Source organism: Sandaracinobacteroides sp. A072, from assembly GCF_052616365.1.
In genome coordinates this window covers 20864-46154 of record NZ_JBQXGU010000005.1, presented here as the reverse complement: position 1 = coordinate 46154, position 25291 = coordinate 20864, and the positions used below count along the sequence as shown (strand labels likewise).

Below are 25291 nucleotides of genomic sequence, written 5' to 3'. Positions count from 1 at the left end.
TGCGGTCTTCCGCGCCGCCCCCGCCCCCGCTCCAGTCTAGCGGCGAAGGCGGATGGGGAGCGCCTTCATTGCGGCCACGAAACTGGACCGGATATAGGCCGGCTTTTCGAGCACTTCATAGTCAGGGAAGGCAGGCAGCAGCGCTTCCAGGAGGATGCGCAGCTGCATGAGTGCGAGGCGCGCGCCGAGGCAATGGTGAATGCCATGGCCGAAGCCGAGGTGCCGGTTGGCGTTGGGGCGATCCAGCCACAACCGGTGGGGATCATCGAACAAGGCGGGATCATGGTTGCCCGCGCCATAGAGCATGGCCACGCGCTCCCCGGCGAGGATGGGCGAGCCGGCGATCTCGACATCCCGCGTTGCCGTTCGCGCCATGTGAAAGACAGGGCTGACCCAGCGCAGCAATTCCTGCACGCCATGGCGCAGGCAGCCCGGATCCGCGACGATACGGCTGCGTTCCTGCGGGTGGAGATGCAGCGCCCATATGGCCCCTGCCAGCGAACTGCGGGTGGTTTCATTGCCGGCGGCGATCATGTTGGAGAAGAAGCTGACCTGTTCCGTCCGGTCGAGCGGGCGGCCATCGACCCGGGCTTTGGCGATGATTGTCAGCAGATCATCGCGCGGGTTGCGGCGGCGGTCTTCGAGCAGGTGCCAGCCATAGTCGAAGATGGCGAGATAGCGTTCGTTCGCAACCTCGAGGCTGGGCGCGTAATCCGGATCATCGGTGCCGAAGACGGCGTTGGTGAATTCGAAGACGCGCCATTCATCCTCTTCCGGCACGCCCATGATGGCGCAGATGGTCTGGATTGGAACCTTCGCGCCGACATCGTTCACGAAATCGACGTCGCTCTCGCCTTCCAGGCTGTTGAGCAGCCTGTCCACTGAGGCGCGGATGCGCGGCTCGAGCCGGGCGAGCGCCGATGGGAGGAACGCGTTTGCGACGAGGCCGCGGAAGGCGGCATGTTCGGGATCGTCCATCGCCAGCATGAAGCGGGCAAGGGTGCGGGCGATTTCCGGATCCATTGCCGCGCGCCGGTCGGTTGCGATCCGGAAGCCCCGGGTGGAGGTGAAGTTCGCGCCATCGAGGGAGACGCTTCGGATGTCCTCGTGACGGGTGAGCAGATGGACGGGCGGCTGCGTGGGGGAGCCGGGATCCCGGTAGACGGGGGCTTCGGCGCGCAGCCTGTCGTAGACGGCGTGCGGGTGGCCTTCGGCGAAGGCCACGGGCTCCAGCAGGGTGAAGGCGGACGGTGTCACAACAGATCGGCGGGGGTGGTCGGCAAGCCGAGGGCGACACGGCCGGCGAGGCTTGCCGTGCGATCCCAGTCGAACACGACATGGCCGCGCATCATCTGGAGATCGCGCAGGTTGCGCTGGAGCGGCACGGAGAGGAAGCCCGAGCTTGCGCCGGCCGATGCGCCGAGCGTGTCCACCGCCTGCTGGGCGAGGCGGACGATCTGGGCGCAGGCAAGCCGCATCTGCACGACGGTTTCGGTGGGCGCGGAAGCGCCATCGGGGCCGATTTCCTCAAGACGGGCAACCGTGTCTTCCCAGAGGAGGCGGGCGGCGTTCGCCAGCGCCATGGCCTCGCCGAGGCGCAGGTGGGTGGACTGGACCTCGACCTGGCGGGCGCCGCCGCTGAAGGCCTGAAGTTTGGTCTTCATGCGGTTGGTGAACCAGGCGATGGAGCTGTCGGCCGCGCCGAGCGCGGGCGTTGCAGCCACCAGCGCGAGGGCGGCGCGCATGGGATAGGCAAGGGTCGAGCCGGGATGGAGCGCTTCGCCCGGCGATGCGCCGGCCGCCATCTGCATGGCGGGAAGCGTGCGATATTCGGGGACGACGACATCGCGGACGACGACGGCGTGGCTGCCTGTGGCGACCATGCCGGAGACCTGCCAGACTTTTTCCACCGTGACATCGGCGACGGGCAGGGCGCAGAAGCGCGGGATCATGGTTTCGGTATCGATTGCGTTCACGAGCACCCAGTCGGCATGGTTGATGCCGGTGGCCCATTCCCAGCGACCGTTGACGCGGAAGCCGCCTTCCGTGCGCTCGGCCTTGCCGGTTGGGGCGAGCGGGGCCGGAGCGAGCGGCATGGCGCCATCGTGGAAGAAATCGGCCTGCGCCTCGGCGCCGAACTTCGCCAGCATCCAGGCGTGAAGGGCGAGGAAGGAGAGGGTCCAGGCGCTGGAGGTGCAGCCGTTGGAGAGGCGGCGGACGACGTCCATGAAGTCCGCGAAGGTGGCGCCCTGTCCACCCGCGCCGCGGGGGGCGAGCATGGCGAAGAAGCCGGCTTCCGTTGCTTCGCGTACGGTGTCTTCCGGCAGCGAACGGATTTCCTCGGCCTGTTGCGCGCGTTCGGCAAGGCGCAGGGCCATGGAGTCGGCCCATTCGGACCAAGGCTGGCCCGTGGTCGTCTTGAGGGGCGCCGTCTTGAGGGGCGCCGTCTTGAGGGGCGTTGTGTGCATTGCCGGATCCTCCCGCTGGATGGTCGCCGCACGGGCGGACCATGTCACTTTCGGGGAATGCATCATGACAGTGCCATATTGTCAATGAAGTTTACTATATGGGATGCGTTTTCCCCGTTGCCGTGGCGGCGTGCTTGCCGGATAAAGTAAGCATGATTGACGGCCTGCACCGCTTTCCCGCCATGTGCGGAGGAGCCGGATGAAATCCCCCTATCTGATCGTATCCCTGCTGCAGGGTTTCTACTGGTTTGACGCCGGGTTGCAGAGCTTTCTGCGGTCACGCGGCTGGCCGACGCTGACGCATAGCCAGTCCATGGTGATGCTGCACATCGCCACCGGGACGACGCGGCCGGCCGACATTGCCCGCAGCATCGGAGTGAGCCGCCAGGCGGTTCATGTCACCCTGATGCAGATGGAAAAGCTGGGCATGATCCAGTTTCGCAACGATCCGTCCGACCGGCGATCGAAGATCGTGGTGCTGACGGAGATGGGCGAGCCGATGCGGCGTGACGCCCAGCATTCGGTGCAGCTGATGACGCGGCGGCTTGCCGACCGGATCGGGGCGGCGCCGGTGGCCGCCCTGCTCACGGCCTTTGGCATGGACTGGGGCGAGCCGGTCGATTTCGAAACGGAGGAACGGGTAAAACCCTCTGCCAGCGCCGCCGAATAGGCGTATTCAGACCTGTCGGTCGCGTCCGGCCCAATGGGGTTTGCGCAGATCGGCCTTCAGGATCTTGCCGATGGGGCTGCGCGGCAGGGGCGTTTCGCGCAGTTCGAGGCTTTTCGGCCATTTGTAGCGGGCCAGCCGGCCTTCGAGATGGGCAGCGATGCTGGCGTCATCGACCGCCATTCCCTTGTTCGGCACGATGATGGCATGGACGCGTTCGCCCCAGCGGTCATCCGGAACGCCGATGACCGCGCATTCGCGGATGGCCGGGTGCAGGCCAAGGGCGTTTTCGACTTCGATGGAATAGATGTTCTCGGCGCCGGAGACGATCATGTCCTTCAGGCGGTCGGTGATGTAGAGGAAGCCGTCCTCGTCCATGTAGCCGGCATCCTGCGAGTGCATCCAGCCGCCGCGCAGCGCTTCGGCCGTTTCCGCGGGGCGGTTCCAGTAGCCCGCCATGACGCAGGGGCCGCGGCCGACGATCTCGCCAGTCTGGCCACGGGGCAGTTCGCGGCCATTGGCATCGACAACGCGGGCGTCATAGCCATAGCCGGGAATGCCGACCGAGCGCAGCTTGTCTTCGGTCTGATGATGGCGCGGAAGCAGGAAGGTGAGCGAGGGCATTTCCGTCATCCCGAAGCCCTGGATCAGCTGGATGTCGGGCAGGGTGGCGCGCACGCGCTCGTACGTGGCCTGCGGCATGGGCGAACCGCCGTAGCCCAGCATCCGCAGGGCGCCGAGATCAAGGGCGGCATGGCCGCTTCGCGCGATCTGGTCGATGACGGCGGGCACGGTGAAGAGATGGGTGACGCGGTGCCGGGCCGCGAGGGGCAGCAGGCTGGCGGCATCGAGCCGTGGCGCGAAGACATGGGTTCCTGCCACCATGGTGACGCTGAACAGGCCGATGTCGGCCAGGTGGAACATCGGGGCGGCGTGGAGATTGATGCAGCTTTCATCGAAGCCGATCATCATGATGAGATTGGAGGCAACCGACACGAGGTTGCGATGGGTGAGCATGACGCCCTTGGGGCGGCCCGTGGTGCCGCCGGTGTAGAAGATGCCGGCGATGTCCTGATCGGCGCGGGCGGCGTCTTTGATCGGGGCGAGGGCTGCGGCGCGGGCGCGGAGGCTGCCGCCCGCTTCGTCGAGGGCAAGCATGGCGAGGCCGGGCAATTCGCTTGCCAGCCCTTCTGCCTGGGCCGCGAAGCCGTCGCCGACGAGCAGCAGGCTGGCGCCGACATCGCTGAGCTGGAAGGCGAGTTCGGCCACGGACAGGCGGGTGTTGAGCGGCACGATGATCGCGCCGGCCCAGAAGCAGGCGAAATAGCAGTCGAAGAAATGGTCGCTGTTGTGGGCGAGGACGGCGATGCGGTCTCCGACGGTGATGCCATTGGCGCGGAAGAGGGCTGCGAGGCAGGCGACATCGGCCCTGACCTGGCGCCAGTTGCGCGTGCGCGTGCCGTCGACGGTGGCGATGGAATCGGGCCTGAGACGCGCCGATCTGTGCAGGCCTTGGGTGAGTTCCACGTGTGCTTCCAGGCTGAAATCCGGGGCTGATGCCCCGGCCAAATATGGTCCGAGGTTAGTGCAGGCAGTGCAAGAGTGTCAATTTAGTTGACTGTAACAGCCTGTGCGATAGCGTGGCGGGGAGGAATGGCGGCAAGCTGTCATGGGGGATTTTCCCCTGACATGCCGGTGTGCATGCCGGATATTCCGTCAACTTTTTTGACGTTATGTTGCGCAGCATGAACAGGAGGCCGCGATGAGCGAGAGCAGTGCCAGACATCTGAAGGGAATACATCACGCGGCCTATCGCTGCCTGGATGCGGCGCAGACCCTCTGGTTTTACGAGGAGGTGATCGGCTTGCGCTTTGCCGGGGTGGTGCTGGCCGACGGCATCGAGGGCACCTATGTCGATTCGTGCTACGCCCATATCTTCTTCGAACTGCCGGACAAGTCCTACATCGCCTTCTTCGACCAGCCGGACGGGGCGCGGCCTGAATCCGCCGCGCGCAAGGACAGTTTCGACGTGCATCTCGCGATCGAGGTGAAATCGGAAGAGGATCTGCTGGCCATGCAGGCGCGGATGCGGGCGCATGGCAAGAGCTGCCACGGGCCGATCGACCATGGGTTCGTGAAATCCGTCTATATGTATGACCCCAATGGGCTGCAGGTGGAGTTCACCTGCCGGGTGCCGGACCATGACGCGATCCTGGCCGAGGAGGAGCGGACCGGCCGGGCGCGCCTTGCAGACTGGACGAAGGAAACGCGCGCGGCAAAGATTGCCCTGTTTGGCGAGGATGCGATCCGCATTCCCCCTGACAAGCCGGGCGCGGCCTGAGTCGGGACACTGTCAACTGGTGGCGCGCATGGTTGCCGCGACCGACCTGCGGCCGGCCAGCAGGATGGCCAGCGCCACGACCAGCGATGTACCGCTGAGGGACGCGAGCGAAAGGCCGAGGCTGTTGGGGCCGGCAAAGACATGCTCGCTGAAGAGGCCGACGAGAAGCGGGCCGATGCCCATGCCGGCGAGGTTCGCGAACAGCAGATAGACCGCGCTGACGCGGCCGCGCAGCAGCGGCGGGACCATGGCCTGAAGTGTGGCGGCCTGAAGCCCGCCAATGAGCGAGACGGCAAGCATGCCGGCGGCGAGCAGCAGCAGGGCAAGGCTGCGATCGGTGACGAGATAGGCGGCCACCATGGTGGCAAGCTGCATCAGGATGGAGAGGATGACGATCCGCACGGGGGCGTCGATATGGCCGCGGCGGGCGAGCCTGTCTGACCAGAGGCCGCCGAGGATGAGGCCCGCCGAGCCGAGGCCACCGATCATCAGGCCGAAATGGCTGCCGATTTCGGACGGGGACATGCCGTGCAGCCGGGCGAAATGGGCCGGCGCCCAGAGCATGGGCATGTAGGTGGCAATGATGAGCACGGAATAGCCGGACAGGATCGTGATGAAGGCGCGCCGGTGCTGGCGCATCCAGGCGAAGAGAATGTCGAAGCCGCCGTCTTCGCTGGCCTTGCTGCCGTCAGCCGGCTGGATGGCCGGGACCTGGCGGCCGGCTTCGCGCATGGTGGCGAGGAGCAGGAGCGCGAGCGGGAATCCGAGGAAGCCGACGGCGAGGAAGGCGAGGCGCCATTCGCCGACTTCGATTCCGAAAGGCAGGCTGAGGCTGACGCCGCTGGTCCATTCGACGAGCTGCCCGCCGAAGACCATGGCAAGGCCGCCGCCCAGCGTGACGCCCAGCGAATAGAGGCTGATGGCAAAGCCCCGGCTGGCGGCCGGGAAGCGATCCGCAATGGTGGAATAGGCGGCGGGCGACAGGGTGGCTTCGCCGATTCCGACAAGGGCGCGGGCGATTGCAAGCATGGCGAAGCTGCCGGCCAGCCCGCAGGCCATGGTGGCGAGGCTCCAGCCGATGATGCCGAAGACGATGAGGTTGCGGCGGTTTCCCCTGTCGGCCAGCTTGCCGAAGGGAAGGCCCATGATCGAGTAGAGAAGAACGAAGCCGAAGCCGACGAGAAGGCCGATTGCCGCGTCGCCGACGCCGAATTCCTGCCGGATGGGATCGACCACGAGGCTGATCAGGATCCGGTCGAGGAAGGAGAGCATATAGGCCAGCGTGAGGAGGGCGACGACATAATAGGCATAGGCGCCCGGCCGGCTGCCGGCTTTATCGCTGTTCATGGCCTTGCTGCTTTCGGGAGCATGAAAAACCCCCGGCGCGAAGGCGCGCGCCGGGGGTGATTTCCTGTCGGTTTCTAGAAGTTCTTGCGGACGCCGATGGTGATCATCCGCGGTTCATTGAGCGCGCCGACCATCCCCATGCCGATGGGGCTGCCGAACACGAAGGTGCGATACACATTCTTCGTGAGGTTGCTGCCCGTGACATAGACGCTGAAGTCGCTGGGGATGTGCGTGACCTGGAGGCGGGCGCTCAGCAGATCGGAGGGCAGGCTCCAGTTGTCACCCGGCGCGGACGCGGGCTGGTGCAGCATGGCATCGGAATGGACCCACTGCACGAAGCCGCCGACGTTGAATTCCTGATCGAGATCGGCGTTGAAGCGCGCGCCCAGCGTGGAGGTGAAGCGCGGCGAGCGCTGCATGCGTTCGCCATTGTCGAGTTCCGCCGTGGGGTTGAACGCCAGGTTGCCATAGGCGCTGAGCCAGTCAGCCAGCTGGAAACGGGCTTCCGCCTCGACGCCCGTGCTCTTCGCATCGAGCGAGCGGACCTGGAAGGCGCGCGCTTCTGCGTTGTAGAAGCTGTCCTGATAGTCCTTGATGTCGAGGTGGTAGGCGGCGATCGAGACATAGCCGCGACCGTCGAGGAAGCGACCCTTGAAGCCGGCCTCGAAGGTGGTGACCTTTTCGACCGGGATCAGGAAGGGATCCGGGAAGGGCAGGGCGAGCGCCGACTGGTTGACGAAGCCCGAGCCCTTGTTGCCTTGGCCGACCGAGGCATAGAGGGTGGAGCTTTCCGTGGGGTTGTAGCTGAGGGTCGCCGAGAAATCGAAGGTGTCATCCGTGATTTTCTTGCTGGTGCCGGAGCCCACGGTGAGAATGGACACCAGATTGTTCGGGTAGCCGTTGTCGTCGAGCAGGGACTTTTCGTAATCGGCATCCTTGGTGTCGGTCGAGAAGCGGCCACCGAGGTTCAGCTGCAGATTATCCGCCATGTGCCAGGTGAGCTGGCCGAAACCGGCGAAGGCATTCTCGGTCTGGTCGAACTTCTGCGAAGTCTTGCCGTAGAGGCCGCCCAGAACCGGGAATCCATTGTAATTGCTGATATAATCATATTTCACCGTGGAATGGAGGTAGAAGCCCCCGACGATGAACTCCAGCGTACGGCCTGTTGGCGAGGCGAGGCGGATTTCCTGCGTGAACTGGTCGAAATCCTCGTTGAAGGTCGACATCAGGAAAGGCTGGGGGGTGGAATCGGAATCGAAGCTGTTCTGGAAGTTGAACCCGGAATAGCCGGAGATGGAGGTGATGGAGTAGCCGCTGTCGAATTCGTAGCTGATTTCCAGCGAGGGATCCCAGCTCTTCTGGTAATCGCCCGCGCCGTTGTTCTCATATTTCGTGTAGTTGGTCAGGCCGCCGTCGAGAACGCCAAGGGCCTGGAGGCCGGCGACATTCTGGTTGCCGAGAAATTCGAAGCTGGTGCCGGACATGCTCATCCGGCTGGTCTGCACCTTGGCGCGGACGCGAAGGCCGTCGGCCGGTTCCCAGACAGCGACGGCACGCAGAACATGGCGGTCACCCGAGGGTTCCTTGCGATCGAGCGCGAGGTTGCGGATGTAGCCCGGATCGCTTTCGTAGAGGCCGGCGACGCGGAAGCTGAGCGTATCGGTGGCGACGATGTCGAGGCCGCCTTCGAGCGACCATTTGCCGTAATTGGCTTCGACCTGGCCCTGGACATGGCCGCCGGTGCGGGTGCCGGGATCGCGGGTGACGACGCTGACGGCGCCGACGCTGGTGTTCTTGCCGAAGAGAACCCCCTGGCTGCCCTTGATGACTTCGACGCGGGCGATATCGAACAGGGAATCACGATACTGGCGGGCGCGGGGGTGGTAGACGCCATCGACGAAGAGGCCGACCGACTGTTCGAACACCTGGCTGCCGGCCGAGGTTCCGACGCCCCGGATGCTGACGCCGCTGAGGCCGCCCGGCGATTCATGCAGGCTGAGACCCGGAACATTGGCGGCGAGACCCTTGATCTCGACGACGCCGAGTTCGCCGAGCTGGTCGCCGCTGACGACGTTGATGGTCATCGGGGTCTTTTCGAGCAGGGTCTCGCGCTTCTGGGCGGTGACGATGATGTCGCCGAAGCCTTCCTGTGCATGGACGGCCGTGCCACCCAGCAGCAGAAGGGGGCCGAGAGCGACGGTCGACAGGTGTCTGGATAGTCCTTGCACTTCATGATCCTCCCATGGATGGGCCAGATTCATGCCGGCCCTGTTGCGCGGGAGGTTATGGCTGCGGGGGGATAATCGTCAACAAAATTGTCAAACGGGCTGCGGAAGGTGGGGTTTCGCAGTCTGAATCCGGTGGAAAACCGGGCTTTTCCACATTCGTTCAATTGCTTGCTATTCTGGCCCCGTTTGCCGCGCCTTTCAAGTTAATTGACGACAGTGGGCGGCGGTGGGTTCAGAGCGCACGGATCAGCAGGCGGGTTCGCGCAATCCATGGGGCTTCGGCAAGCACGGCCTGGCGGCTGCCGGGGCGTGCCGGCAGCAGGTGCAGCCTGCCATCCGACGTGGCGAGAAGGCGGCCGAAGGCGAAGCGGCCGACGGGGCGTTGCACGAGGATGTCTGTGTTGATGGCTTCGCTGAAGCGTTCGGGCGGGAGCTGTTCCAGCCACAGCTGGTCTCCGGCGCGGTAATCGCCCTGTGACGCGCGGACGAGGAGCCCGATGTGGCCGGCGCCGGGGACCGGTGGCTGAAAATCGAGCGTGGCGGAGAGGGCGTGCGGGCCATCGGCATCGAGGGTGGCGGCGACAGGCACCCTTGTATCGCCCGGCTGGGCCAGGATTTCGCCTGGATCGACTGCAAGCGCCGCCGCGAGGCGATCGAGCCAGGCGAGGGTGAGCTGGCGTGTGCCTGTTTCCAGCCGGCCGATGGTGACGGCTGTGGTTTCCGGCCGGCAGCGGGCGGCGACATCGGCGAGTGTCAGGTTGCGGGCCTTGCGAAGTTCCCGGAGCCGGTTTTTCATGATCTGGTTAAGCCCTTTCCTACAGAAATGCCAATATGGCAATTAACGGCCCGGAATGTCCAGCAGGAAAGAAGGGTTTTGCCGATGATCGATGCCGAGAAATATCCGAACCGGATGCTGGGGATACGCCGCCTGGCACCTTCGGATGCCGTGGACCGGCTGGAAGTGGCCGTGAACCTGACCGAATCGCCGCTCGCCTGGCTGGCGCGGCGCGGGCATCTGACGGAGCGGCAGGTGACTGCCGGCGAACGGTTGCGGACAGACCATGGGCTTTCGGGGCTTGGCGCGCGCGTGACGATGCGCTGGGATGTGGCGCCCGCCGATTCGCGTGGGCGGAGCGGTGGCGGTGCGGACCGGCAGATGCTGGGGGGTATCGACGCCAGGCGGCGATTCGATGCTGCTCTGGCAGCTGTTGGCCCGGGATTGGCGGACATATTGTGGCGGGTCGCCTGCGAGGGGGAGGGGCTTTCGGTGGCGGAAAGGGGGCTTGGATGGCCTGCGCGGGCGGCCAAGCTGGTGCTTGGCATGGCACTGGACCGGCTGGCCGATCATTATGATAACCATTCTGGTTAATTCTAATTGACAAGCGTGACGATCTGGTATAGGGGTTCATGCATGCTCCGGAATTGCGCCCGAGGATGGTTGGCGGATCGGGCGGGTGATGGAGCGGGCGCTGCCGCATGGCGGCATTTCCGACAGGGCGGGCCTTATGGTGCTGGCGGGGCCGGGTGACGGGAGGCTTTGGGGGGCCATTCCGGCGCGGGTGGGCCAGCATGTCGGCTAAGCAAGTCGGCAAGGCTTGTCCGGCGGTCTGATGGGGGCGGGCCGCCGGATGGCGTGGCGTCGGCCCTCTGTCGGGCCTTCTGTCGGGCCGTGTGTGGTGGCGTCTGGAAAAGGGGGGTGGGGTGGAGCGCAGTCTTTCGCGACTGGAGCGGCTGGTGCGCCTGCCTCACCCCGAGCGGGACAGGGTTTTGGGGGGACTGGCGCCGTCGGAGCGGCTGGCGCTGCTGGAAAGCTGGCCGATGCTGGCGCGTCCGGCGCAATTGCCGCCGGACGGGGAATGGTCTGTCTGGCTGATCATGGCCGGGCGTGGCTTCGGCAAGACCCGGGCGGGCTCCGAATGGGTGACGGCCATGGCGCGGCGCCACGCCGGGGCGCGGTTCGCGCTGATCGGGACGACGGCCCACGATACCGTGGCGGTGATGCTGGAAGGGGAATCGGGCCTGCTGGCGGTGGCGCCACCAGGGTTCCGGCCTGACTGGAAGGCTTCGAAGCGGCAATTGCGCTGGCCGAACGGATCGATCGCGACATTATTGTCGGCGGTGGAGCCGGACCAGTTGCGCGGGCCGCAGTTTCATTTCGCCTGGTGCGACGAGCTTGCGGCCTGGCCGCGACCGAAGGAAAACTGGGACAATCTGCGCATGGGCCTGCGGCTGGGTGCGCGGCCGCGCGCCGTTGTGACGACGACGCCGAGGCCTCTGCCCTTTCTGAAGCAGCTTGCCGAAGCGCCGGGCGTGGTGGTGGCGCGCGGGTCCACCTATGACAACCGGGCCAATCTGCCGCCCGGCTTTCTGGAGGATGTGACGCGGGCCTATGCCGGGACGTCGCTGGGACGCCAGGAAGTGATGGGTGAACTGCTGGACAGCCGCGAAGGCGCGCTGTGGAGCCGGGACGGGCTGGACGGGTGCCGGGTGGCCGAGGCGCCGCCGATGACGCGGGTGGTGGTGGGGGTGGACCCCCCGGCCGGGCCTGGCGGTTGCGGAATCATCGTCGCCGGAATCGATGCGGACGGGATCGGCCATGTGCTTGCCGATGCAAGCCTGCGGGCGGTGAAGCCCGAGATCTGGGCCGCAGCGGTGGCGGCTGCCTACCGGCGGCACGGGGCGGACCGGATCGTCGTGGAAACGAACAATGGCGGCGACATGGTGGAGGCGACGCTGCGGGCCGCGGGCGCCAGCCTGCCAGTGAAGCAGGTGCGGGCGAGCCGGGGCAAGGCGGCGCGGGCGGAGCCTGTCGCCACCCTCTATGCCGCCGGGCGCGTGCGGCATGTGGGCATGTTCGCGCCGCTCGAGGACGAGATGTGCGGGCTGATGCTGGGCGGGGGCTATGCCGGGCCCGGACAATCCCCCGACCGGGCGGATGCGCTGGTGTGGGCGCTGACCGAGCTGATGCTTGGCGCGACCGGAGGACGGCCCGGCGTGCGGGTGCTGGGCGGATAGCTGGAGAACAGGGAAATGCAGCATTTTCTGTGCTGGATGCGGAAGCGTGTCCGGGAGCCTTCGACATGGGCTGGGCTGGCGATGATCGCCATCGTGATGGGTTCGGACCCGATGCAGGCCCATGGTATCGTGCAGGCGGTATCGCTGATCATCGGCGGCGGGCTGGTGACGGCCGGCCCGCCTGCGGACGGGGATGCCGGTGATGACGACCCGCGGAGCGGCAGCTGGTGAGCTGGGCGCGGCGGATGCTCGGGCTGGAGCGAAAATCAGCCCCGCGGCCCGGCGCCTGGGCAGGCCTTGCACAGGCCGCCACAGAGCGACCACGCGGTTATGAGGCGCAGGTGCGCGCAGCCTTTGCCAATGCCGTGGCGCTGCGCGCCATCAGGCTGGTTTCGGAAGGGCTTTCGAGTGTCAGGCTGGTGGCGGGCGGCGAGGACCATCCGGCGCTGGGCCTGATTGCGCCGGGGCTGATGGAAGCGGTTTCCACGCATCTTCTGCTGCATGGAAACGCCTATATCGATACGGCGCTCGACCATCGCGGCCTGCCGGCGGCGCTGTGGGTTCTCCGGCCGGAGCGGATGCGGCTGGAGACGGATGCAAACGGCTGGCCGCGTGAATGGGTTTACCGCGTGGGGAGCCGCGTGGAGCGCTACCCTGCCGAAGGCGATGCAGCGACGCCGGCGCTTCTGCACCTGAAGGCGATGAACCCGCTGGATGACCATCTTGGGATGGGGGTGCTGGAGGCGGCATCGGAGCCGGTTGCCATGTTGCAGGCAGCGGGGCGATGGAACCGGGCCTTGCTGGCCAATGCGGCGCGGCCTTCGGGGGCGCTGGTGCTGGACAGCGAGGAGGGGCCGCTTTCGGCCGAACAGCATGCCCGGCTGCTGGAGGAAATCGAGGCGGGATTCCAGGGGGCTGCCAATGCCGGACGCCCGATGCTGCTGGAAGGCGGCCTGCGCTGGCAGCCGCTGGCGATGACGCCTGCCGAAATGGATTTCCAGAAGGCGCGCGAAAGCGCGGCGCGTGAAGTGGCGCTGGCCTTTGGCGTGCCGCCGATGCTGCTGGGCCTGCCGGGGGATTCGACCCATGCCAATTATGCCGAGGCCAATGTCGCGCTGTGGCGGCTGACCATCCTGCCGTTGCTGGCGCGCATTCTGGACGGGCTTTCGGTGCATCTGGGCACATGGTGGCCGGAGCTGCGGCTGGAGCCTGACCTCGACATGGTGCCGGCCCTGTGGGGCGACCGGGAGCGGCTGTGGCGACACGTGGGGAGCGCCGCCTTCCTGAGTGACGACGAGAAGCGCGAGATGCTGGGCTGGGCCCGTCGGGCCGATGGCTGACCCCGGGGAGGTGGACATGAACGGGACGGTGACCCTGACCGGCTATGTGAGCCGATTCGATACGCCGGACAGGAGCGGGGACGTGGTACGGCCGCGGGCTTTCCTGGGCCTGAGGGCCGATGTGCCGCTTTTGTGGCAGCATGACCCGGCACGACCGATCGGCCGGGTGCTGCGGTTGCAGGAGGATGCAAGGGGCCTGCGGATGGAAGCGGCGCTGAGCGCCGGTTGCCGCGACGGCCAGGACGCGCTGGCGCTGATGCGCGCCGGCGCCGTCGACGGGCTTTCGTTCGGATACCGGGTGAAGCGGGCGCGCAAGCGGCCCGGTGGCGGGCGCGAGCTTCTGGCGGTGGATCTGATCGAATGTTCGGTCGTGACGCTGCCGATGCATGCGGATGCGCGGGTGGAGCGGATCGGCGGCTGATGGCCGCGCATGAGGACTGCGCCGGGGGCGCAGGGACCAGAGTGTTTCAGTGAGGAGAAGGCGATGACCTATTATGAAACCAAGGCCGATGCCGTGGTGACGGCCGCAGATGCGGCCGTTTCCGGGGATGTTGCGGCGGACATGGTGCAGGGCGATGCGGATATCCGGCAGGCTCTGGACGCCCTGCGCCTGGAAGTGAAGCGGGACGTGGCGCAGCTTTCGCGCCGGATGCTGGCGCCGCCGCCGCTTGGCCGGGCAGCGGGAAGCGTGGGGCGGTCCGCATTCGCCGACAGCTATCTGCGCAAGGGGATCGAGGCCGATTTCGAGGCCAAGCGGCTTTCGGTGGGCGTGGCTGGCGAGGGCGGCCTTGCCGTTCCAACCGAGATCGATGCCCGCATCGAGGCGACGCTGAAGCAGATTTCCCCGCTGCGCGCCATTGCCGATGTGGTGAAGGTGGGGAGCGCCAGTTACCGCAAGCTGGTGGCGCTGGGCGGCGTTGCCTCGGGCTGGGTTTCGGAAGTGGCCGAGAGACCCGAGACGGCGACGCCTGGCTTTGCCGAGATCGTGCCGCCGATGGGCGAGATCTATGCCAACCCGGCCGCCACCCAGGCCATGCTGGACGACGCCATGTTCGACGTGGAAGCCTGGCTGGCTGGCGAAATCGCGACCGAATTCGCCCGCGCCGAGGGCGTGGCCTTCGTGAACGGCACGGGCGTCAACCAGCCCAAGGGTTTCCTGACCTATCCGGTATCGACCGCAGGCGATGCGACGCGCCCGCTGGGTACGGTGCAATATGTGCCCTCGGGTGCGTCCGGCGCCTTTGCCGCATCCAGCCCGGCCGACAGTCTGATCGATCTGGTGCACGCGCTGCGCACACCCTACCGCCAGGGTGCGGCATGGGTGATGAATTCCAGCACCCTGTCCGTCATCCGCAAGTTCAAGGACGGGGACGGCGCCTTCATCTGGCGGCCGGGCCTTTCGGAAGGCGAGCCGGCGACGCTGCTGGGCTATCCGGTGATCGAGTCGGATGCCATGCCGGATATTGCGGCCAACGCCCTTTCCATCGCCTTCGGACAGTTCCGTTCGGCCTATGTGATCGCCGAGCGTGGCGAGACCGCCGTTCTGCGCGACCCCTATTCGAACAAGCCGTTCGTGCATTTCTATGCGACCCGTCGCGTGGGCGGGGCGCTGGTGAACAGCGAGGCCGTGAAGCTGATGCGCTTCTCGGCAAGCTGAGCGCAGGCTGCCGCCCTGCCAGCGCAGGGCGCGAACTGGGGGGGGGCCATGCGCCCCCCCTTTTTTTGACTGGCGATTTCGGAGTGGGCGATGGCAATCCTTGCGGCATCCATCGAGAGCAATGGCAGCATCCTGGCTGTGGATGGCGACTGGCCTGCTTCGGCCTTCGCGGATTTCATGCTGGATCCGGATGGCAGCCCCCGCGTGGTGCTGACAGCCACGGGACCGGGCCATGAGCGCCAGGGCGTGGAAGCCGTGGCGGCGCCGGGACGGGTGCGGCAGTTTCCGGCGATCCGGATGCTGCGGGTGCCGGCCGGAGCGCCCGTGGAAGGCGGGCCGGTGCCCGATTTCGTGGAGACGGGCGAGGACAAGGGCAAGCCCATCCTGCCGCTGGACGAGACCGAACTGGGCAATGGCCTCAGGCGGGTGCGGATGATGCTGCACCAGCCGGTGGCGGCGGGCGAGGCCGTGAGCCTTGCATTTGCGCCCGGGTGGCGCGCGGGCGAGCCGGGCGCTGCCCTTGTTGCCGTGAACCTTTCCCAGCTGGTGCATGAGAAACCGGCGGCGCGCTGGGCACGCATGCCCTTCGAGCGGGTGACCGACAACCGTGTGCGCCTTGACCTGCTGGTGGCGCACTGGGCGCCCGAAGGACAATCCGCCGTGGCGGGCGTGCGCTTTTCGGTGACGGATGGCGTGGCGATCCGCACGGCCTGGGCGGTGATCGGGACATCGACGCTTTATGGCGATGCCCTGCGCTGCTGGACAGCCGAGGTGGACCTGACCGGGCTTTCTCCGGGCCTTGTTTCGGCCCACTGGTCCGTCTTTCCGTGGGTGGGGGCGGTGCGGCACAGCAGCGGAGCGGCCGACCCGGCGCTGAGCCCGCAGCATTCCGCGACCGTCGCCGTCGCCGCGCGCGCCGCGACGGCCGAGAAGCCGCTGGCGATCGCCCATGACCCCGGCGGGCAGCGCTATGGCTATACCACACAGGCAAGCCATGCGCCGGCGCCGTCGACCTATTTCCCCTATGTCTGCGTGGCGGTGGACCCCGCCGGGACTGCGACAGCAAGCAACCGGACGGCGGCTGAAGGGCTGGCGGGTTTCGGCAACACGCCCGAGGAAGCGCGTACTGCCGCCCTTGCCGTGGCCAACCGGCCCGCCAACCTTGTGACGGCCACCAATGTGCTGCGTTACCTGGGGCGCGCCCTGCCGGCGGCCAACGGCCAGGCCGCCATTGCAGTGGGCGCCATCGACGGCTGGGAAATCTTCCTGCCGGCCGGGACGCACCAGATCCCGGGTGGCAATGCGGTGGTGGGCACGTCTGCCACTGAATGCCCGGTGGTGCTGAAAGGCGCCGGAGCGGATGCGACGACGCTGGTGTCCGCTGCATCGAGTAGCGGCATCCGTGCGGCCATGGTGCAGTTCCGGGACATGCGGCTTCTGGGTGGGCAGGTCAGCCTGCCGGGCACGACCGTGCGGCTGGTGGGACCGGACGTGGATGTATCGGCAAAGCCCGGTTACGAGGCGAGCGCGGGTTCCTATTGGTCTGCCGCGGCGGCTGCGGAAGAAGTGAACCACTGGCAGGTGAAGAGCCGGTGGTGGAAATCGGGCACGACGCTTGGCGGATCGTCAATGGTGGTGGAACTGGCGCGCAGCGTGGAGCATGCGCGCGGCATCGCCACCAATGTGGCGGCGAATTGCGCCCGCATCGCCGACCCGAGCCTGCCGCAGCCTTCCGACCCGACCCATGCGGTGACCACCTACCCTGCCGGGACGACATCGGTGGAGTCCGTTGCGGACCGCTTCATCTGGGGTTGCGATGGCCGGGGTGTCCACCCGGTGACCGGCTGGGCCTTCAGCATTCCGCAGCGCATCGGCGCGGACGGGCGGCTGAAGGCGCTGCGCTTCGTGTGCGTGAATTCGCTGTTCGAGAAGATCGGGGCGGGGACTGCGCCCGCCTATGTGCTTGGCGAGGGCAATACGACCCCGCTCGATGTGAGCGGGCTGGTGATCGAGGGCTGCACATTCCTGGGGGACCGGGCGAACAGCCTGTACAACGACCCCAACCCGCCGGATCTGGCGGCGACCTTCACCATGGACAACAGCTATGGCCACTGCCGGGTGGCCAACAGCTATTACGACCGCATTGCCATCAAGCAGGACTGTTTCGACAACCCGGTGGTGAATGCGTTGCGCGGCGGCGGTGCGGGCAATGGCCGCCGGCGGCATCTGACCCGGGGCTGGGTGGCCCTGATGGGGCAGCTGCACGAGGGCATGGTGGATGGCCAGCGGTTCGGGGATGGCGGCCTCAACGGGCAGGTGATGGAATATTACGGCCCGGGGGCTGCCACCAACCCGAATGACGGCAAGGACCCGGTGCCCGACATGGGCTGGCCGGCCTTTGGCGATGACCGCAGCTATTACGGGACCAACAGCGGCTGGGGCGATTACCGGCCGCAGCCCGGATCGCCGCTGATGGCACGCGGGCTTCGGGCGCAGATCGACGTGGACATGGCCGGCCAGCCGCGACTGGCGCCCTTTGCCGCCGGGGCGCTGGAAGGCGAGGCACCCATGGTGGCGGTGCTGACGCCCGATTCTGCGCGGCATCTGTCTGCGGATTCGGGTGCGGGGCCTGGCTGGTCCGGCGTGGTGGCAGGTGCGTCCGGTCGACTGGCGACCGGTGGCGCGCCGCCCGTGCTGACGGCAGTGCCGCCCGAAGCGGAGGAGCCGCCCGGAAAGGGCAATGAGCCGGGGCCTGGCGCGGGGCGGCGCATCACCGTGCGGGCCGGGCCGCGGACGTTGCCGGCGGGCGCGAACTGAGCGGCGAACAATCTGGAGAGGAGTTTCCGACATGGGGAAATGGGTTGCGGATGAGGTGCTTGATGGAGCGCTTGCCGTTCTTGCGGGCGCCGACCTGATGCTGGCCTTGCCGGGACAGCCGGCGGATTATGCCGGGGCGGTTGCATCGCAACTGGCCGCGGCGCCGCTTGCGGCCGGGGATTTCAGCTTTTCGGCCGGCGATGTTTCGGGGCGCAAGGTGGCAGTCTCGGCGAAAGCCGGGCTTTCCGTGCTGCAGGAAGGAAGCGCCAGCCATGTAGCGCTTGCCGACAGCGCCAATGCGCGGCTGCTTTACGTGACGACTTGCCCTGCAAGGCAGCTGCCGGCGGGCGGAAGCGTGAACTTCGACACCTGGACGGTGGAGATTGGCGCGCCACTCTGAGGGGTTGGCGGAGGCCTGGGGGGAGAGGGGCATGTTCCTGAAGGATCCGGCGGCGCGGGTCGACTATCGGGTTGACTGGACGGAGGCGCTTGGCGCCGATGTGACGATTGCCGCGAGCGAGTGGATGGTGGTGCCGGCGGAAGCCGGCGGCGTGGCCGTGGTGTCTGATGCCCTTGCGGGAAATCTTGCCATTGCCCGCCTGGACGGCGGCGTGGCGGGGCATCTTTACCGGGTGACGAACCGGGTGGGCTTTTCGGATGGCGGGCGCGACGAGCGCAGCCTGATGGTGCGGGTGGAGGAACGCTGATGGCGGCAGGGGAAAAGGCGCCGCCCGCAGCGGCGGTGGCCGAGCTGAAGGCCTTTTTGCGGATCGAGGGGGATGAGGAGGATGCGCTGCTGGCCGCCTTTCTGCGGGCGGCGACCGAAGCAGTCGAAGCCAGCCTTGGGCGTGTGCTGATCGCACGGGCGGTGGTGGAGCGGCAACGGGTGCGATCCGGGGTGGTGGCCCTTGGCGTGGAGCCGGTGCTGGCGCTCGAGGGGGTGTTGTTGCCCGGGGCTGATGGCGAATGGGGGATGCTGGAGCCCGGCAGGGCGTTGCTGGAGCTTTCCGCTCATGGCCGCGGGCGCGTGGGGCTTTCGGGGATTGCCGACGGTGTGGAGGTGGAAGCTTCCTATCGGGCCGGGATGGCGGAGGACTGGAACGGCCTGCCGGAGCTTTTGCGCCTGGCCGTGCTGCGGGCCGCAGCCCATGTTCACCGTGTCCGCGATGCACCGGATGATCCGGGGTTGCCGGTGGCGGTGGCGCGCATGCTGGCCCCATGGCGCGCGCGGCGGATGCTGTGACCTTGGCCCGGACAGAGGAGCTTGCCGGGCGGCTTTCGGAGCGTGTTCGTATCGAGGTGCTGCCCGAGGGCCGAGGCGAGGCTGGCGAGGCCAGCGCGCAATGGCGCACCCTGGCGGAACGCTGGGCTGCCGTGGAGCCCGTGGAAAGGGTGACGGCTTCGGTACTGGCCGCCGACACCCGGCACCCTGCCCGTCGCTGGCGGGTGACGCTGCGCGACGGGATCGCGGTGCAGCTGGGCATGCGGCTTGTGTGGCGGGGCGAGGCCCTGCGCATTTCGGGGATCGCTCGCGATCCCGCGCGGCCGGGGCTGACCCTGCTGTGGGTGGAAGACCCGGCCGCCTGAGGAGACAGACATGCGGGCAAGTCTTGAATTGCAGCGCGCGCTCGTGGCCGCGCTGACCGCCGATGCCGTGCTCGATGCTTCGGGCCTGCGGCTGTTCGACGGGCCGCCGGCCGATGCCAGGCCGCCCTATCTTTCGGTGGGCGCCGACGTTGTGACCGAGCGGGGGTGGAAAGGAGGCGGTGGCTGGGACCACCGGTTTTCCCTGACGCTCTGGGAAACGCGCGACGGGCTGGCGGCGGTGAAATCGGTTCTGGCGGAGGTTGAGCGGGTGGTCCTGGCCATGCCGCGCAGTTTCGCCGGCTTCCGGCTGGTGCAGCTGCGGTTGCTGCGGGCGAGCGTGCGGCGGGCGAACCGGGGGTGGATCCAGGGGGTGCTGGAGTTTCGTGCCCTGACAGTGATGGAAAACTGACAGTGATGGAAAAGTGGGGAGAACCGGAATGGCGATCGAGAGCGGGGCGGCGTTTCTTCTGAAGATGAGCGATGGTGGCGCCCCTGAAAGCTTCAGGACGATGGCCGGGCTGCGCACGACGCAGATGAGCCTGATGGCCGAGCCGGTGGTGGTGACCAACAAGGGGTCCGGCGGATGGCGCGAGCTTCTGCCGAGTGGCGGGATCCGCTCCGTTTCGATTTCCGGGGCGGGGGTGTTCACCGGTTCCGACGCGGAAATGGCCCTGAAGGCGCGGGTGCTGAACGGGGCGATGGACCGTTTCGAGGTGAGCTTCGAAGGGGGCGAGCGGCTGCGTGGAAGCTTCCAGGTGACACGGCTGGACTATGCCGGGGATTTCAACGGGGAGCGCAGCTACACGCTTTCGCTTGAAAGCTCGGGCGTGGTGGAGGCCCTGTGATCGTGCCGGATTTGAGCGGGCAGGGTTTGAGCGTGCCGGGCTTGACGAAGACGGCGAACCCCGTGCGCGGGGAGGTGTCGCTGGTTCTGGGCGAGGCACGGCTTTGCCTGCGGCCGGATTTTGCGGCGCTGGTGGCGGCCGAGACGGAAGCGGGCAGCCTGTTCGCCATGCTGGAGCGGGCCGGGGCGGGCGACTTGCGGCTGGCCGACATGGGCGCCCTGTTCTGGCATTGCCTTGCGGCAGCGGACCGGGGTGCGCGCGCGGATTTCGAGGCGCGGCTGCTGGCAGCCGGGCCGCAGGCCCTGCTGCGCCCCTATCGCGCGCTTCTGGGCGCCATCTTCGGGGACTGACGTGCGAACCTATGCCGCCTTTGCCCGACAGGCGGCCGGGCTGGCCACGGGGCGCCTTGGCTGGCGGCCCGGGGATTTCTGGCAGGCAACGCCGGCCGAGCTTCGCATCGCGATCGAGGGGCTGCTGCCCGATGCGGCGGCCGACGGGCCGCTTGGTGTTCCGGAGCTTGTGCGACTGAAGGAGAAATTTCCCGATGGTTGAGGATTTCGAAGGTCTTGCCCTGCGAGTGCGGACGGACAGCGATGGCTTTGTCCGCGAGGTGGGCGAGATGCGCCGCGTGCTGGCCGAGGGATTGTCCTCGGGCGCAGATGCAGCGGCGCGGGGTGTCGAGACGGCCTTGCGCCGGGCGGCGCGCAGCGGGCGGATCGAGTTCGAGGATCTGGCGCGGGCCGGTGCGAGGGCGCTTGGCGAACTGGCCGCGGCGGCGCTGAAGCTGGATGCAGGCGGCGGCCTTGCCGGCGCGGGGCGGATCCTGGCGGGCGCTTCGGCCGCCGTTTCGGGCTTGCCGGGCCGGGCGACGGGCGGACCTGTCTCTCCGGGGCGCGCCTATGTCGTGGGGGAGCGCGGGCCGGAACTGTTCGTGCCGACCATGAGCGGGCGTGTCGAGGCGGGTGGCAGCAGCCGCGGGCCGGTGACGGTGAACGTGCATGTGGCTGCCCCGCGCGAGGGTGCGGCGGGCGCTGCCTTCATGGCGCAGACGGGGCGGCAGGTGGCGCGCGACGTGCGCCGCGCGCTGTCGCGCTGGGAGGGCTGAGGTGGCGCATTTTCTTGCCTCTGCCGGCGACCAGCAGCGCACCGGCTGGATGAAGCGCTTTGCGCCGGCCTGCTGGACTGTCGATTTTCCGCGCCCGATGATGGCGGCCGTGACGGCGCCCGATCCGGGCACGCTGCGCCTCGATCTCGATTTCCTGACGACATCGGATCTGGCCGGCCTTGTCTGGGAGAGCGGGGATCGCTGGTCGCATCCGCTGCTCGCCTACCGCACCGACCGGGATTATCGGGGGGTGCGGCTGGAATTCGACTGGGTGGCGGCGCCGGGGCTGATGCCGCTCGATGCGCTGAACGGTGCGGTGCTCACCATCGAGGGACGGGATGCCGAAGGCGTGCCGCGCACCTGGTATGTGCGGCTCTGGAACTATGCCGAGGGCAGCCCGGCGGAAGCGCGCATCAGGCTGGATTTCGATGCGTTGCGGGCAGGTTTCGGGCCTGATGGCGACATTGTCCATGCAGCCGATATCGACCGCCTTTTCATTTCGCTGGTGCCAGCCCTTTACGAAGGCAGCGGCGTGGCGCTGGCGCAGCCGGTTTCGACCCATGTGGAGTTGCGCGGGATGGTGGCCAGTGGGCCGCGATCGACCCTTGTGACCGGCGATGCCTTTCTGCCCGAGCATGGGCTGCGCATGGCCTCGGGCTATGACGACAGCTATAATCAGGCGCCCGAGCGCCTTGTGGCGCAGTGGCAGGCCCTCGGCTATCGCGGACTTCTCAACCATTATGTCGGTATGAGCCACTTTCCTGCCCTCGCCGATGTTGGCGGGGGCCGGTATGAAGCTGCTGGCGGACTCTGTGCTTCGGCCGTGGCATGGCATGCGGCCCTGTTCCGCGCCCTGCGGCAGGCGCGCATGGAGCCGATCGTCTCGCTTTCCTTCGAGCTGTTCGACGCCCATGCGCCAGACGCCTGGGTGCAGCGGGATGTGGAGGGCAACCGGGCGTTGACGGGCTGGGAGCCGCCATCGACCCTGCTTTCACCCTGCAATGCCGAAGCGGTCGGCTGGCTGGAGGGAATTGCCGCGTCGTTCTGTGCCCTGCTTGCGGCCGAAGGGCTGCCCGTGCGCTTCCAGGTGGGCGAGCCATGGTGGTGGGTGGGCCCCGATGGCGCACCCTGTTTCCACGATGCGGCGACGGTTTCGCTTTATCTGGCTGAGACTGGAGTCACGCCGCCACCGATGGCCGATGTCGTGGGCGAACGGTCGGAAGCGGAGTTGCTGTTTCTAGACTGGCTGGGGGCGCGGCTTGCGGCGGCAACGGCTGCAGTGCGCGAGGCGGGCCGCGCGGCGTCGGGCAATACGGATTTTGTTTCGCATCTGCTTTTCTATGCGCCGCAGGTGCTCGACAGCGCGCGGCCCGAAGTTGCGCGCGCCAACATGCCGACGGGCTGGGCCTTTCCCGAATGGGATGTGCTGCAGCTGGAGGATTACAGCTTCGTCACCGAAGCGGATGAGGCGGGGATGGCGCGCGGGCGCGCGGCCGTGGCGGCCCGCCTCGGCTATCCCGTTGAGAGGCAGCATTATCTTGCCGGCTTTGTGCTGACCCCCGAGCGGGCAATCCTGGAATGGCAGCGGATTGGCGAAGCGGCGAAGGCGGCCATGAAGCGTGGGGTGCCGCAGGTTTTTGTGTGGGCGTGGCCGCAGGTTGCCCGCGACGGCTTTCAGTGGACCGGGCCGTTCGTGGACGAGGCTGGCGGAGCGACCGAAGATGAGGAGGCGGGGGTGCAGGCTTTTCATGATGTGCTTTTTCCGCTCGAGCCCGGGTTCGAGGCGGTGGGCGGGCCGGAGTTTGCCACTCAGGTCGTGACCCTGGCATCCGGCCACGAACAGCGGAACATGCAGTGGAGCCAGGCACGGCTGCGCTATGACGCCGGGCTTGGCATTCGCTCGGAAGAGGATCTGTTGCGGCTGCTCGACTTTTTCAGGGCACGGCGTGGACGGGCTTTCGGCTTTCGATTCCGGGATCCGCTGGACTGGTGCACGGCCGGGAGCCTCGCTGCGATCACGCCCTTCGACCAGCTGATCGGCGTTGGGGACGGGGCGCGGCTGGGGTTCCCGCTGCTGCGCACCTATGGGCCGGATGGAATGGCGGATGCGCGCAGGATCAGCCGCCCGGTCACCGGGAGCCTTCGCATTTCCGTGGGAGGCCTGGCCCTGGAGAGCGGGTGGCAGCTGCTGCCCTATGGCATGGTGCAGTTTGACGACCCGCCGGGCGATGGCGCCGAGGTGCGTGCCGGTTTTGCCTTTGACGTGCCGGTGCGCTTTGCCACCGACCGTCTGGATATTTCCCTTTCCGGCTGGCGGGCCGGTGAGCCGCTTTCCGTGCCGCTGGTGGAGGTGCGCGAATGAGCAAGATTCCCGAGGCCGCACTGGCGGGCGAGCTGACGACGCTGGCATTGTGCTGGCGGCTGACGCGCGGGGACGGGCTGGTCCTGGGTTTTACCAGCCATGACGCCGATATCTGGCTGGAGGGTGTGCGGCATGCCGCGCGACCAGGAATGACGCCCTCTGCAATCAGCCTGACGAACAGCTTCGAGGCCGGAAGCATGGAGATTGGTGGTGTGCTTTCCGCTGCCAGCCTTTCGGCGAGCGACCTTGATTGCGGGCGCTGGACGGGCGCGCGGGTCGATCTTTCGGTGTGCGACTGGACGCAGCCCGAAGCCGGGGCCTTGCGGGTGCTGCAGGGAACAGTCGGCGATGTGAGCCGGGATTTCGGTGCTGGCGGCGACGACAATGCCGGAAGCTATGTGCTGGAGCTGATTTCGGATGCAGAGCGGCTGCAGGCGGCGGGTGCGCCCCTGTGCTCACCTTTGTGCCGTGCGGAACTGGGTGATGGCGCCTGCGGCGTGGACATGGCCTCTCGTCGGCGCGAGGCGCGAATCCTGTCCGCTGGGGGGGGCCTTCTGATGCTGGAGGGGCCTCCGGAGCAGCCGGATGCCTATGCCTGGGGGCGTTTGCGCATCATCTCCGGCCCGATGGCCGGTATCGACCGGCGCATTGCCGCCATCGACGGGGTGCATCTCCATCTGGAAGAACCGCTGCGCGGGGAGGGCCTTGAGGGGGCGATGATCCGGATATGGGAGGGGTGCGACAAGCGGTTCGAGACATGCGTGTCGCGGTTCGCAAACGCCGGGCGTTTTCACGGCGAGCCGCATGTGCCCGGAATGGACGCCCTGTTCCGCTATGGTGACGCGTGACGCCCACCCCGCAGCCGATGCGCTGGTGGCTGCGGCGCGTGCCCTGACAGGCTGCAGGTTCAGGCCGCAGGGGCGCGGGCGCGACGGGCTGGATTGCGTGGGTCTTGTCTGGCTGGCGGCGCATGGTGCGGGGCTTGGCCTTCGCATGCCGCCGGCCTTCCCGATGCGGGGGACTGCGATAACGTTCGCGCGCACTGCGCTTCTGGAGGCCGGGCTGGCGCCGCTGGGCAGTACTGGTCTGGCACGACCGGGTGACGTGCTGCTTGCGGCCCCTGCAGTCTTGCAGGTGCATCTGGCCATCAGGACCGATGTCGGGGTTCTGGAAGCGCATGCCGGCGTGCGGCGTGTGACCGAGCGCCCGTTGTGGCCGGGTGAGTGCTGGGATTCGGCGTGGCGGCTTCCGATGGAGGGGAACTGATGGCGTCTGTTGTATTTTCGACGGTGGGCCAGGCGATAGGCGGCCCGCTGGGCGCTGCCGTGGGTGCAGTTGTAGGCGGGACCCTCGATGGTGCCTTGTCCGGGCGACGCTCTTCCATGCCTGTGGCGGACATCTTTTTTCAGAAGTCGGCCTATGGCGAGCCTTTGCCGCGGCTTTTCGGGACCTGCCGGGTTGCCGGCCAGCTCGTGTGGGCGCTTCCCTTTGCGACGCCAGGTGGCAAGGGGA

General features: G+C 67.4%; 28 protein-coding genes. 22 read left to right on the top strand and 6 right to left on the bottom strand.

Annotated elements, in window-relative coordinates; translation table 11 throughout:
• Positions 1-36: 36 nt before the first annotated feature.
• A complete protein-coding gene (locus ACUJ46_RS11980) occupies positions 37-1257 on the bottom strand; it encodes a cytochrome P450 (RefSeq protein WP_445390730.1) in 1221 nt (406 codons plus the stop codon).
• Positions 1254-2468: an acyl-CoA dehydrogenase family protein gene (locus tag ACUJ46_RS11975; RefSeq protein ID WP_445390729.1), complete on the bottom strand. Its 1215-nt coding sequence runs from the start codon at positions 2466-2468 to the stop codon at positions 1254-1256. The genes ACUJ46_RS11980 and ACUJ46_RS11975 overlap by 4 nt, the downstream gene beginning before the upstream one ends.
• Positions 2469-2667: 199 nt before the next feature.
• On the opposite strand from ACUJ46_RS11975, the gene ACUJ46_RS11970 reads away from it, so the two are divergent.
• Positions 2668-3138 carry a MarR family winged helix-turn-helix transcriptional regulator gene (locus tag ACUJ46_RS11970; protein ID WP_445390728.1) on the top strand — a complete coding sequence of 157 codons (471 nt, stop codon included), beginning with the start codon at positions 2668-2670 and terminating at the stop codon, positions 3136-3138.
• A gap of 6 nt (positions 3139-3144) precedes the next feature.
• Here ACUJ46_RS11970 and ACUJ46_RS11965 read toward each other — a convergent pair whose 3' ends face one another.
• Positions 3145-4662 carry an acyl-CoA synthetase gene (locus ACUJ46_RS11965; protein WP_445390727.1) on the bottom strand — a complete coding sequence of 506 codons (1518 nt, stop codon included), beginning with the start codon at positions 4660-4662 and terminating at the stop codon, positions 3145-3147.
• Positions 4663-4897: 235 nt separating this feature from the next.
• On the opposite strand from ACUJ46_RS11965, the gene ACUJ46_RS11960 reads away from it, so the two are divergent.
• Positions 4898-5476: a VOC family protein gene (locus ACUJ46_RS11960; protein ID WP_445390726.1), complete on the top strand. Its 579-nt coding sequence runs from the start codon at positions 4898-4900 to the stop codon at positions 5474-5476.
• A gap of 12 nt (positions 5477-5488) precedes the next feature.
• Here ACUJ46_RS11960 and ACUJ46_RS11955 read toward each other — a convergent pair whose 3' ends face one another.
• The 3 genes from ACUJ46_RS11955 to ACUJ46_RS11945 form a co-directional block, all read right to left on the bottom strand.
• Positions 5489-6823: a spinster family MFS transporter gene (locus tag ACUJ46_RS11955; RefSeq protein ID WP_445390725.1), complete on the bottom strand. Its 1335-nt coding sequence runs from the start codon at positions 6821-6823 to the stop codon at positions 5489-5491.
• 74 nt (positions 6824-6897) lie between these two features.
• The gene (locus ACUJ46_RS11950; protein WP_445390724.1) at positions 6898-9051 is read right to left on the bottom strand and encodes a TonB-dependent receptor; all 2154 of its coding nucleotides are present in this window, start codon (positions 9049-9051) and stop codon (positions 6898-6900) included.
• A gap of 232 nt (positions 9052-9283) precedes the next feature.
• Positions 9284-9847, bottom strand: a complete 564-nt coding sequence (locus tag ACUJ46_RS11945) for a helix-turn-helix domain-containing protein (RefSeq protein WP_445390723.1) — start codon at positions 9845-9847, stop codon at positions 9284-9286.
• A 114-nt stretch (positions 9848-9961) separates the two neighbouring features.
• Here ACUJ46_RS11945 and ACUJ46_RS11940 point away from each other — a divergent pair, with 114 nt between their 5' ends.
• The 20 genes from ACUJ46_RS11940 (at position 9962) to ACUJ46_RS11845 (ending at position 25045) form a co-directional block, all read left to right on the top strand.
• Positions 9962-10420, top strand: coding sequence for a DUF6456 domain-containing protein (locus ACUJ46_RS11940; RefSeq protein WP_445390801.1), 459 nt, complete (start codon positions 9962-9964; stop codon positions 10418-10420).
• 88 nt (positions 10421-10508) lie between these two features.
• The gene (locus tag ACUJ46_RS11935; RefSeq protein WP_445390722.1) at positions 10509-10631 is read left to right on the top strand and encodes a hypothetical protein; all 123 of its coding nucleotides are present in this window, start codon (positions 10509-10511) and stop codon (positions 10629-10631) included.
• Between the two features lie 121 nt (positions 10632-10752).
• A complete protein-coding gene (locus tag ACUJ46_RS11930) occupies positions 10753-12066 on the top strand; it encodes a DNA-packaging protein (RefSeq protein ID WP_445390721.1) in 1314 nt (437 codons plus the stop codon).
• A gap of 36 nt (positions 12067-12102) precedes the next feature.
• A complete protein-coding gene (locus tag ACUJ46_RS11925) occupies positions 12103-12297 on the top strand; it encodes a hypothetical protein (protein ID WP_445390720.1) in 195 nt (64 codons plus the stop codon).
• Positions 12294-13406: a phage portal protein gene (locus tag ACUJ46_RS11920; RefSeq protein ID WP_445390719.1), complete on the top strand. Its 1113-nt coding sequence runs from the start codon at positions 12294-12296 to the stop codon at positions 13404-13406. Before ACUJ46_RS11925 ends, ACUJ46_RS11920 begins: the two co-directional genes overlap by 4 nt.
• A 16-nt stretch (positions 13407-13422) precedes the next feature.
• Positions 13423-13827, top strand: a complete 405-nt coding sequence (locus tag ACUJ46_RS11915) for an HK97 family phage prohead protease (protein ID WP_445390718.1) — start codon at positions 13423-13425, stop codon at positions 13825-13827.
• A 63-nt stretch (positions 13828-13890) separates the two neighbouring features.
• Positions 13891-15063, top strand: a complete 1173-nt coding sequence (locus tag ACUJ46_RS11910; protein WP_445390717.1) for a phage major capsid protein — start codon at positions 13891-13893, stop codon at positions 15061-15063.
• Between the two features lie 90 nt (positions 15064-15153).
• A complete protein-coding gene (locus tag ACUJ46_RS11905; protein WP_445390716.1) occupies positions 15154-17880 on the top strand; it encodes a hypothetical protein in 2727 nt (908 codons plus the stop codon).
• Positions 17881-17911: 31 nt separating this feature from the next.
• Entirely contained in the window at positions 17912-18280 is a 369-nt protein-coding gene (locus ACUJ46_RS11900; RefSeq protein WP_445390715.1) for a hypothetical protein, read from the top strand.
• A 31-nt stretch (positions 18281-18311) separates the two neighbouring features.
• The gene (locus ACUJ46_RS11895) at positions 18312-18587 is read left to right on the top strand and encodes a phage fiber-tail adaptor protein (RefSeq protein WP_445390714.1); all 276 of its coding nucleotides are present in this window, start codon (positions 18312-18314) and stop codon (positions 18585-18587) included.
• The gene (locus ACUJ46_RS11890; protein ID WP_445390713.1) at positions 18587-19123 is read left to right on the top strand and encodes a head-tail connector protein; all 537 of its coding nucleotides are present in this window, start codon (positions 18587-18589) and stop codon (positions 19121-19123) included. Before ACUJ46_RS11895 ends, ACUJ46_RS11890 begins: the two co-directional genes overlap by 1 nt.
• Before the next feature lie 2 nt (positions 19124-19125).
• Positions 19126-19467: a phage head completion protein gene (locus ACUJ46_RS11885; RefSeq protein ID WP_445390712.1), complete on the top strand. Its 342-nt coding sequence runs from the start codon at positions 19126-19128 to the stop codon at positions 19465-19467.
• Between the two features lie 10 nt (positions 19468-19477).
• On the top strand, positions 19478-19876 hold the full coding sequence (locus ACUJ46_RS11880; RefSeq protein ID WP_445390711.1) for a DUF3168 domain-containing protein: 399 nt from the start codon (positions 19478-19480) through the stop codon (positions 19874-19876).
• 28 nt (positions 19877-19904) lie between these two features.
• Positions 19905-20312: a phage tail tube protein gene (locus ACUJ46_RS11875; protein ID WP_445390710.1), complete on the top strand. Its 408-nt coding sequence runs from the start codon at positions 19905-19907 to the stop codon at positions 20310-20312.
• A gap of 41 nt (positions 20313-20353) precedes the next feature.
• Complete coding sequence (locus ACUJ46_RS11870; RefSeq protein ID WP_445390709.1) at positions 20354-20662, top strand: GTA-gp10 family protein; 309 nt, start codon at positions 20354-20356, stop codon at positions 20660-20662.
• Position 20663: 1 nt separating this feature from the next.
• On the top strand, positions 20664-20864 hold the full coding sequence (locus ACUJ46_RS11865) for a phage tail assembly chaperone (RefSeq protein WP_445390708.1): 201 nt from the start codon (positions 20664-20666) through the stop codon (positions 20862-20864).
• Positions 20857-21417 (top strand): tail tape measure protein, encoded by a 561-nt coding sequence (locus ACUJ46_RS11860; protein ID WP_445390707.1) that lies wholly within the window; start codon positions 20857-20859, stop codon positions 21415-21417. The genes ACUJ46_RS11865 and ACUJ46_RS11860 overlap by 8 nt, the downstream gene beginning before the upstream one ends.
• Positions 21418-21466: 49 nt before the next feature.
• Positions 21467-23779, top strand: a complete 2313-nt coding sequence (locus ACUJ46_RS11855) for a DUF2460 domain-containing protein (RefSeq protein WP_445390800.1) — start codon at positions 21467-21469, stop codon at positions 23777-23779.
• Positions 23776-24627, top strand: a complete 852-nt coding sequence (locus tag ACUJ46_RS11850) for a DUF2163 domain-containing protein (protein WP_445390706.1) — start codon at positions 23776-23778, stop codon at positions 24625-24627. Before ACUJ46_RS11855 ends, ACUJ46_RS11850 begins: the two co-directional genes overlap by 4 nt.
• Complete coding sequence (locus tag ACUJ46_RS11845) at positions 24614-25045, top strand: peptidoglycan endopeptidase (RefSeq protein WP_445390705.1); 432 nt, start codon at positions 24614-24616, stop codon at positions 25043-25045. Before ACUJ46_RS11850 ends, ACUJ46_RS11845 begins: the two co-directional genes overlap by 14 nt.
• Positions 25046-25291: the final 246 nt, after the last annotated feature.

Excerpts from the sequence above, each read along its gene's own strand:
- ACUJ46_RS11975 (WP_445390729.1), bottom strand. The coding sequence starts at position 2,468 with ATGCACACAACGCCCCTCAAGACGGCGCCCCTCAAGACGGCGCCCCTC.
- ACUJ46_RS11970 (WP_445390728.1), top strand. The coding sequence starts at position 2,668 with ATGAAATCCCCCTATCTGATCGTATCCCTGCTGCAGGGTTTCTACTGG.
- ACUJ46_RS11960 (WP_445390726.1), top strand. The coding sequence starts at position 4,898 with ATGAGCGAGAGCAGTGCCAGACATCTGAAGGGAATACATCACGCGGCC.
- ACUJ46_RS11955 (WP_445390725.1), bottom strand. The coding sequence starts at position 6,823 with ATGAACAGCGATAAAGCCGGCAGCCGGCCGGGCGCCTATGCCTATTAT.
- ACUJ46_RS11945 (WP_445390723.1), bottom strand. The coding sequence starts at position 9,847 with ATGAAAAACCGGCTCCGGGAACTTCGCAAGGCCCGCAACCTGACACTC.
- ACUJ46_RS11940 (WP_445390801.1), top strand. The coding sequence starts at position 9,962 with ATGCTGGGGATACGCCGCCTGGCACCTTCGGATGCCGTGGACCGGCTG.
- ACUJ46_RS11935 (WP_445390722.1), top strand. The coding sequence starts at position 10,509 with ATGGAGCGGGCGCTGCCGCATGGCGGCATTTCCGACAGGGCGGGCCTT.
- ACUJ46_RS11925 (WP_445390720.1), top strand. The coding sequence starts at position 12,103 with ATGCGGAAGCGTGTCCGGGAGCCTTCGACATGGGCTGGGCTGGCGATG.
- ACUJ46_RS11915 (WP_445390718.1), top strand. The coding sequence starts at position 13,423 with ATGAACGGGACGGTGACCCTGACCGGCTATGTGAGCCGATTCGATACG.
- ACUJ46_RS11910 (WP_445390717.1), top strand. The coding sequence starts at position 13,891 with ATGACCTATTATGAAACCAAGGCCGATGCCGTGGTGACGGCCGCAGAT.
- ACUJ46_RS11905 (WP_445390716.1), top strand. The coding sequence starts at position 15,154 with ATGGCAATCCTTGCGGCATCCATCGAGAGCAATGGCAGCATCCTGGCT.
- ACUJ46_RS11900 (WP_445390715.1), top strand. The coding sequence starts at position 17,912 with ATGGGGAAATGGGTTGCGGATGAGGTGCTTGATGGAGCGCTTGCCGTT.
- ACUJ46_RS11895 (WP_445390714.1), top strand. The coding sequence starts at position 18,312 with ATGTTCCTGAAGGATCCGGCGGCGCGGGTCGACTATCGGGTTGACTGG.
- ACUJ46_RS11890 (WP_445390713.1), top strand. The coding sequence starts at position 18,587 with ATGGCGGCAGGGGAAAAGGCGCCGCCCGCAGCGGCGGTGGCCGAGCTG.
- ACUJ46_RS11880 (WP_445390711.1), top strand. The coding sequence starts at position 19,478 with ATGCGGGCAAGTCTTGAATTGCAGCGCGCGCTCGTGGCCGCGCTGACC.
- ACUJ46_RS11875 (WP_445390710.1), top strand. The coding sequence starts at position 19,905 with ATGGCGATCGAGAGCGGGGCGGCGTTTCTTCTGAAGATGAGCGATGGT.
- ACUJ46_RS11860 (WP_445390707.1), top strand. The coding sequence starts at position 20,857 with ATGGTTGAGGATTTCGAAGGTCTTGCCCTGCGAGTGCGGACGGACAGC.
- ACUJ46_RS11855 (WP_445390800.1), top strand. The coding sequence starts at position 21,467 with ATGAAGCGCTTTGCGCCGGCCTGCTGGACTGTCGATTTTCCGCGCCCG.
- ACUJ46_RS11850 (WP_445390706.1), top strand. The coding sequence starts at position 23,776 with ATGAGCAAGATTCCCGAGGCCGCACTGGCGGGCGAGCTGACGACGCTG.
- ACUJ46_RS11845 (WP_445390705.1), top strand. The coding sequence starts at position 24,614 with ATGGTGACGCGTGACGCCCACCCCGCAGCCGATGCGCTGGTGGCTGCG.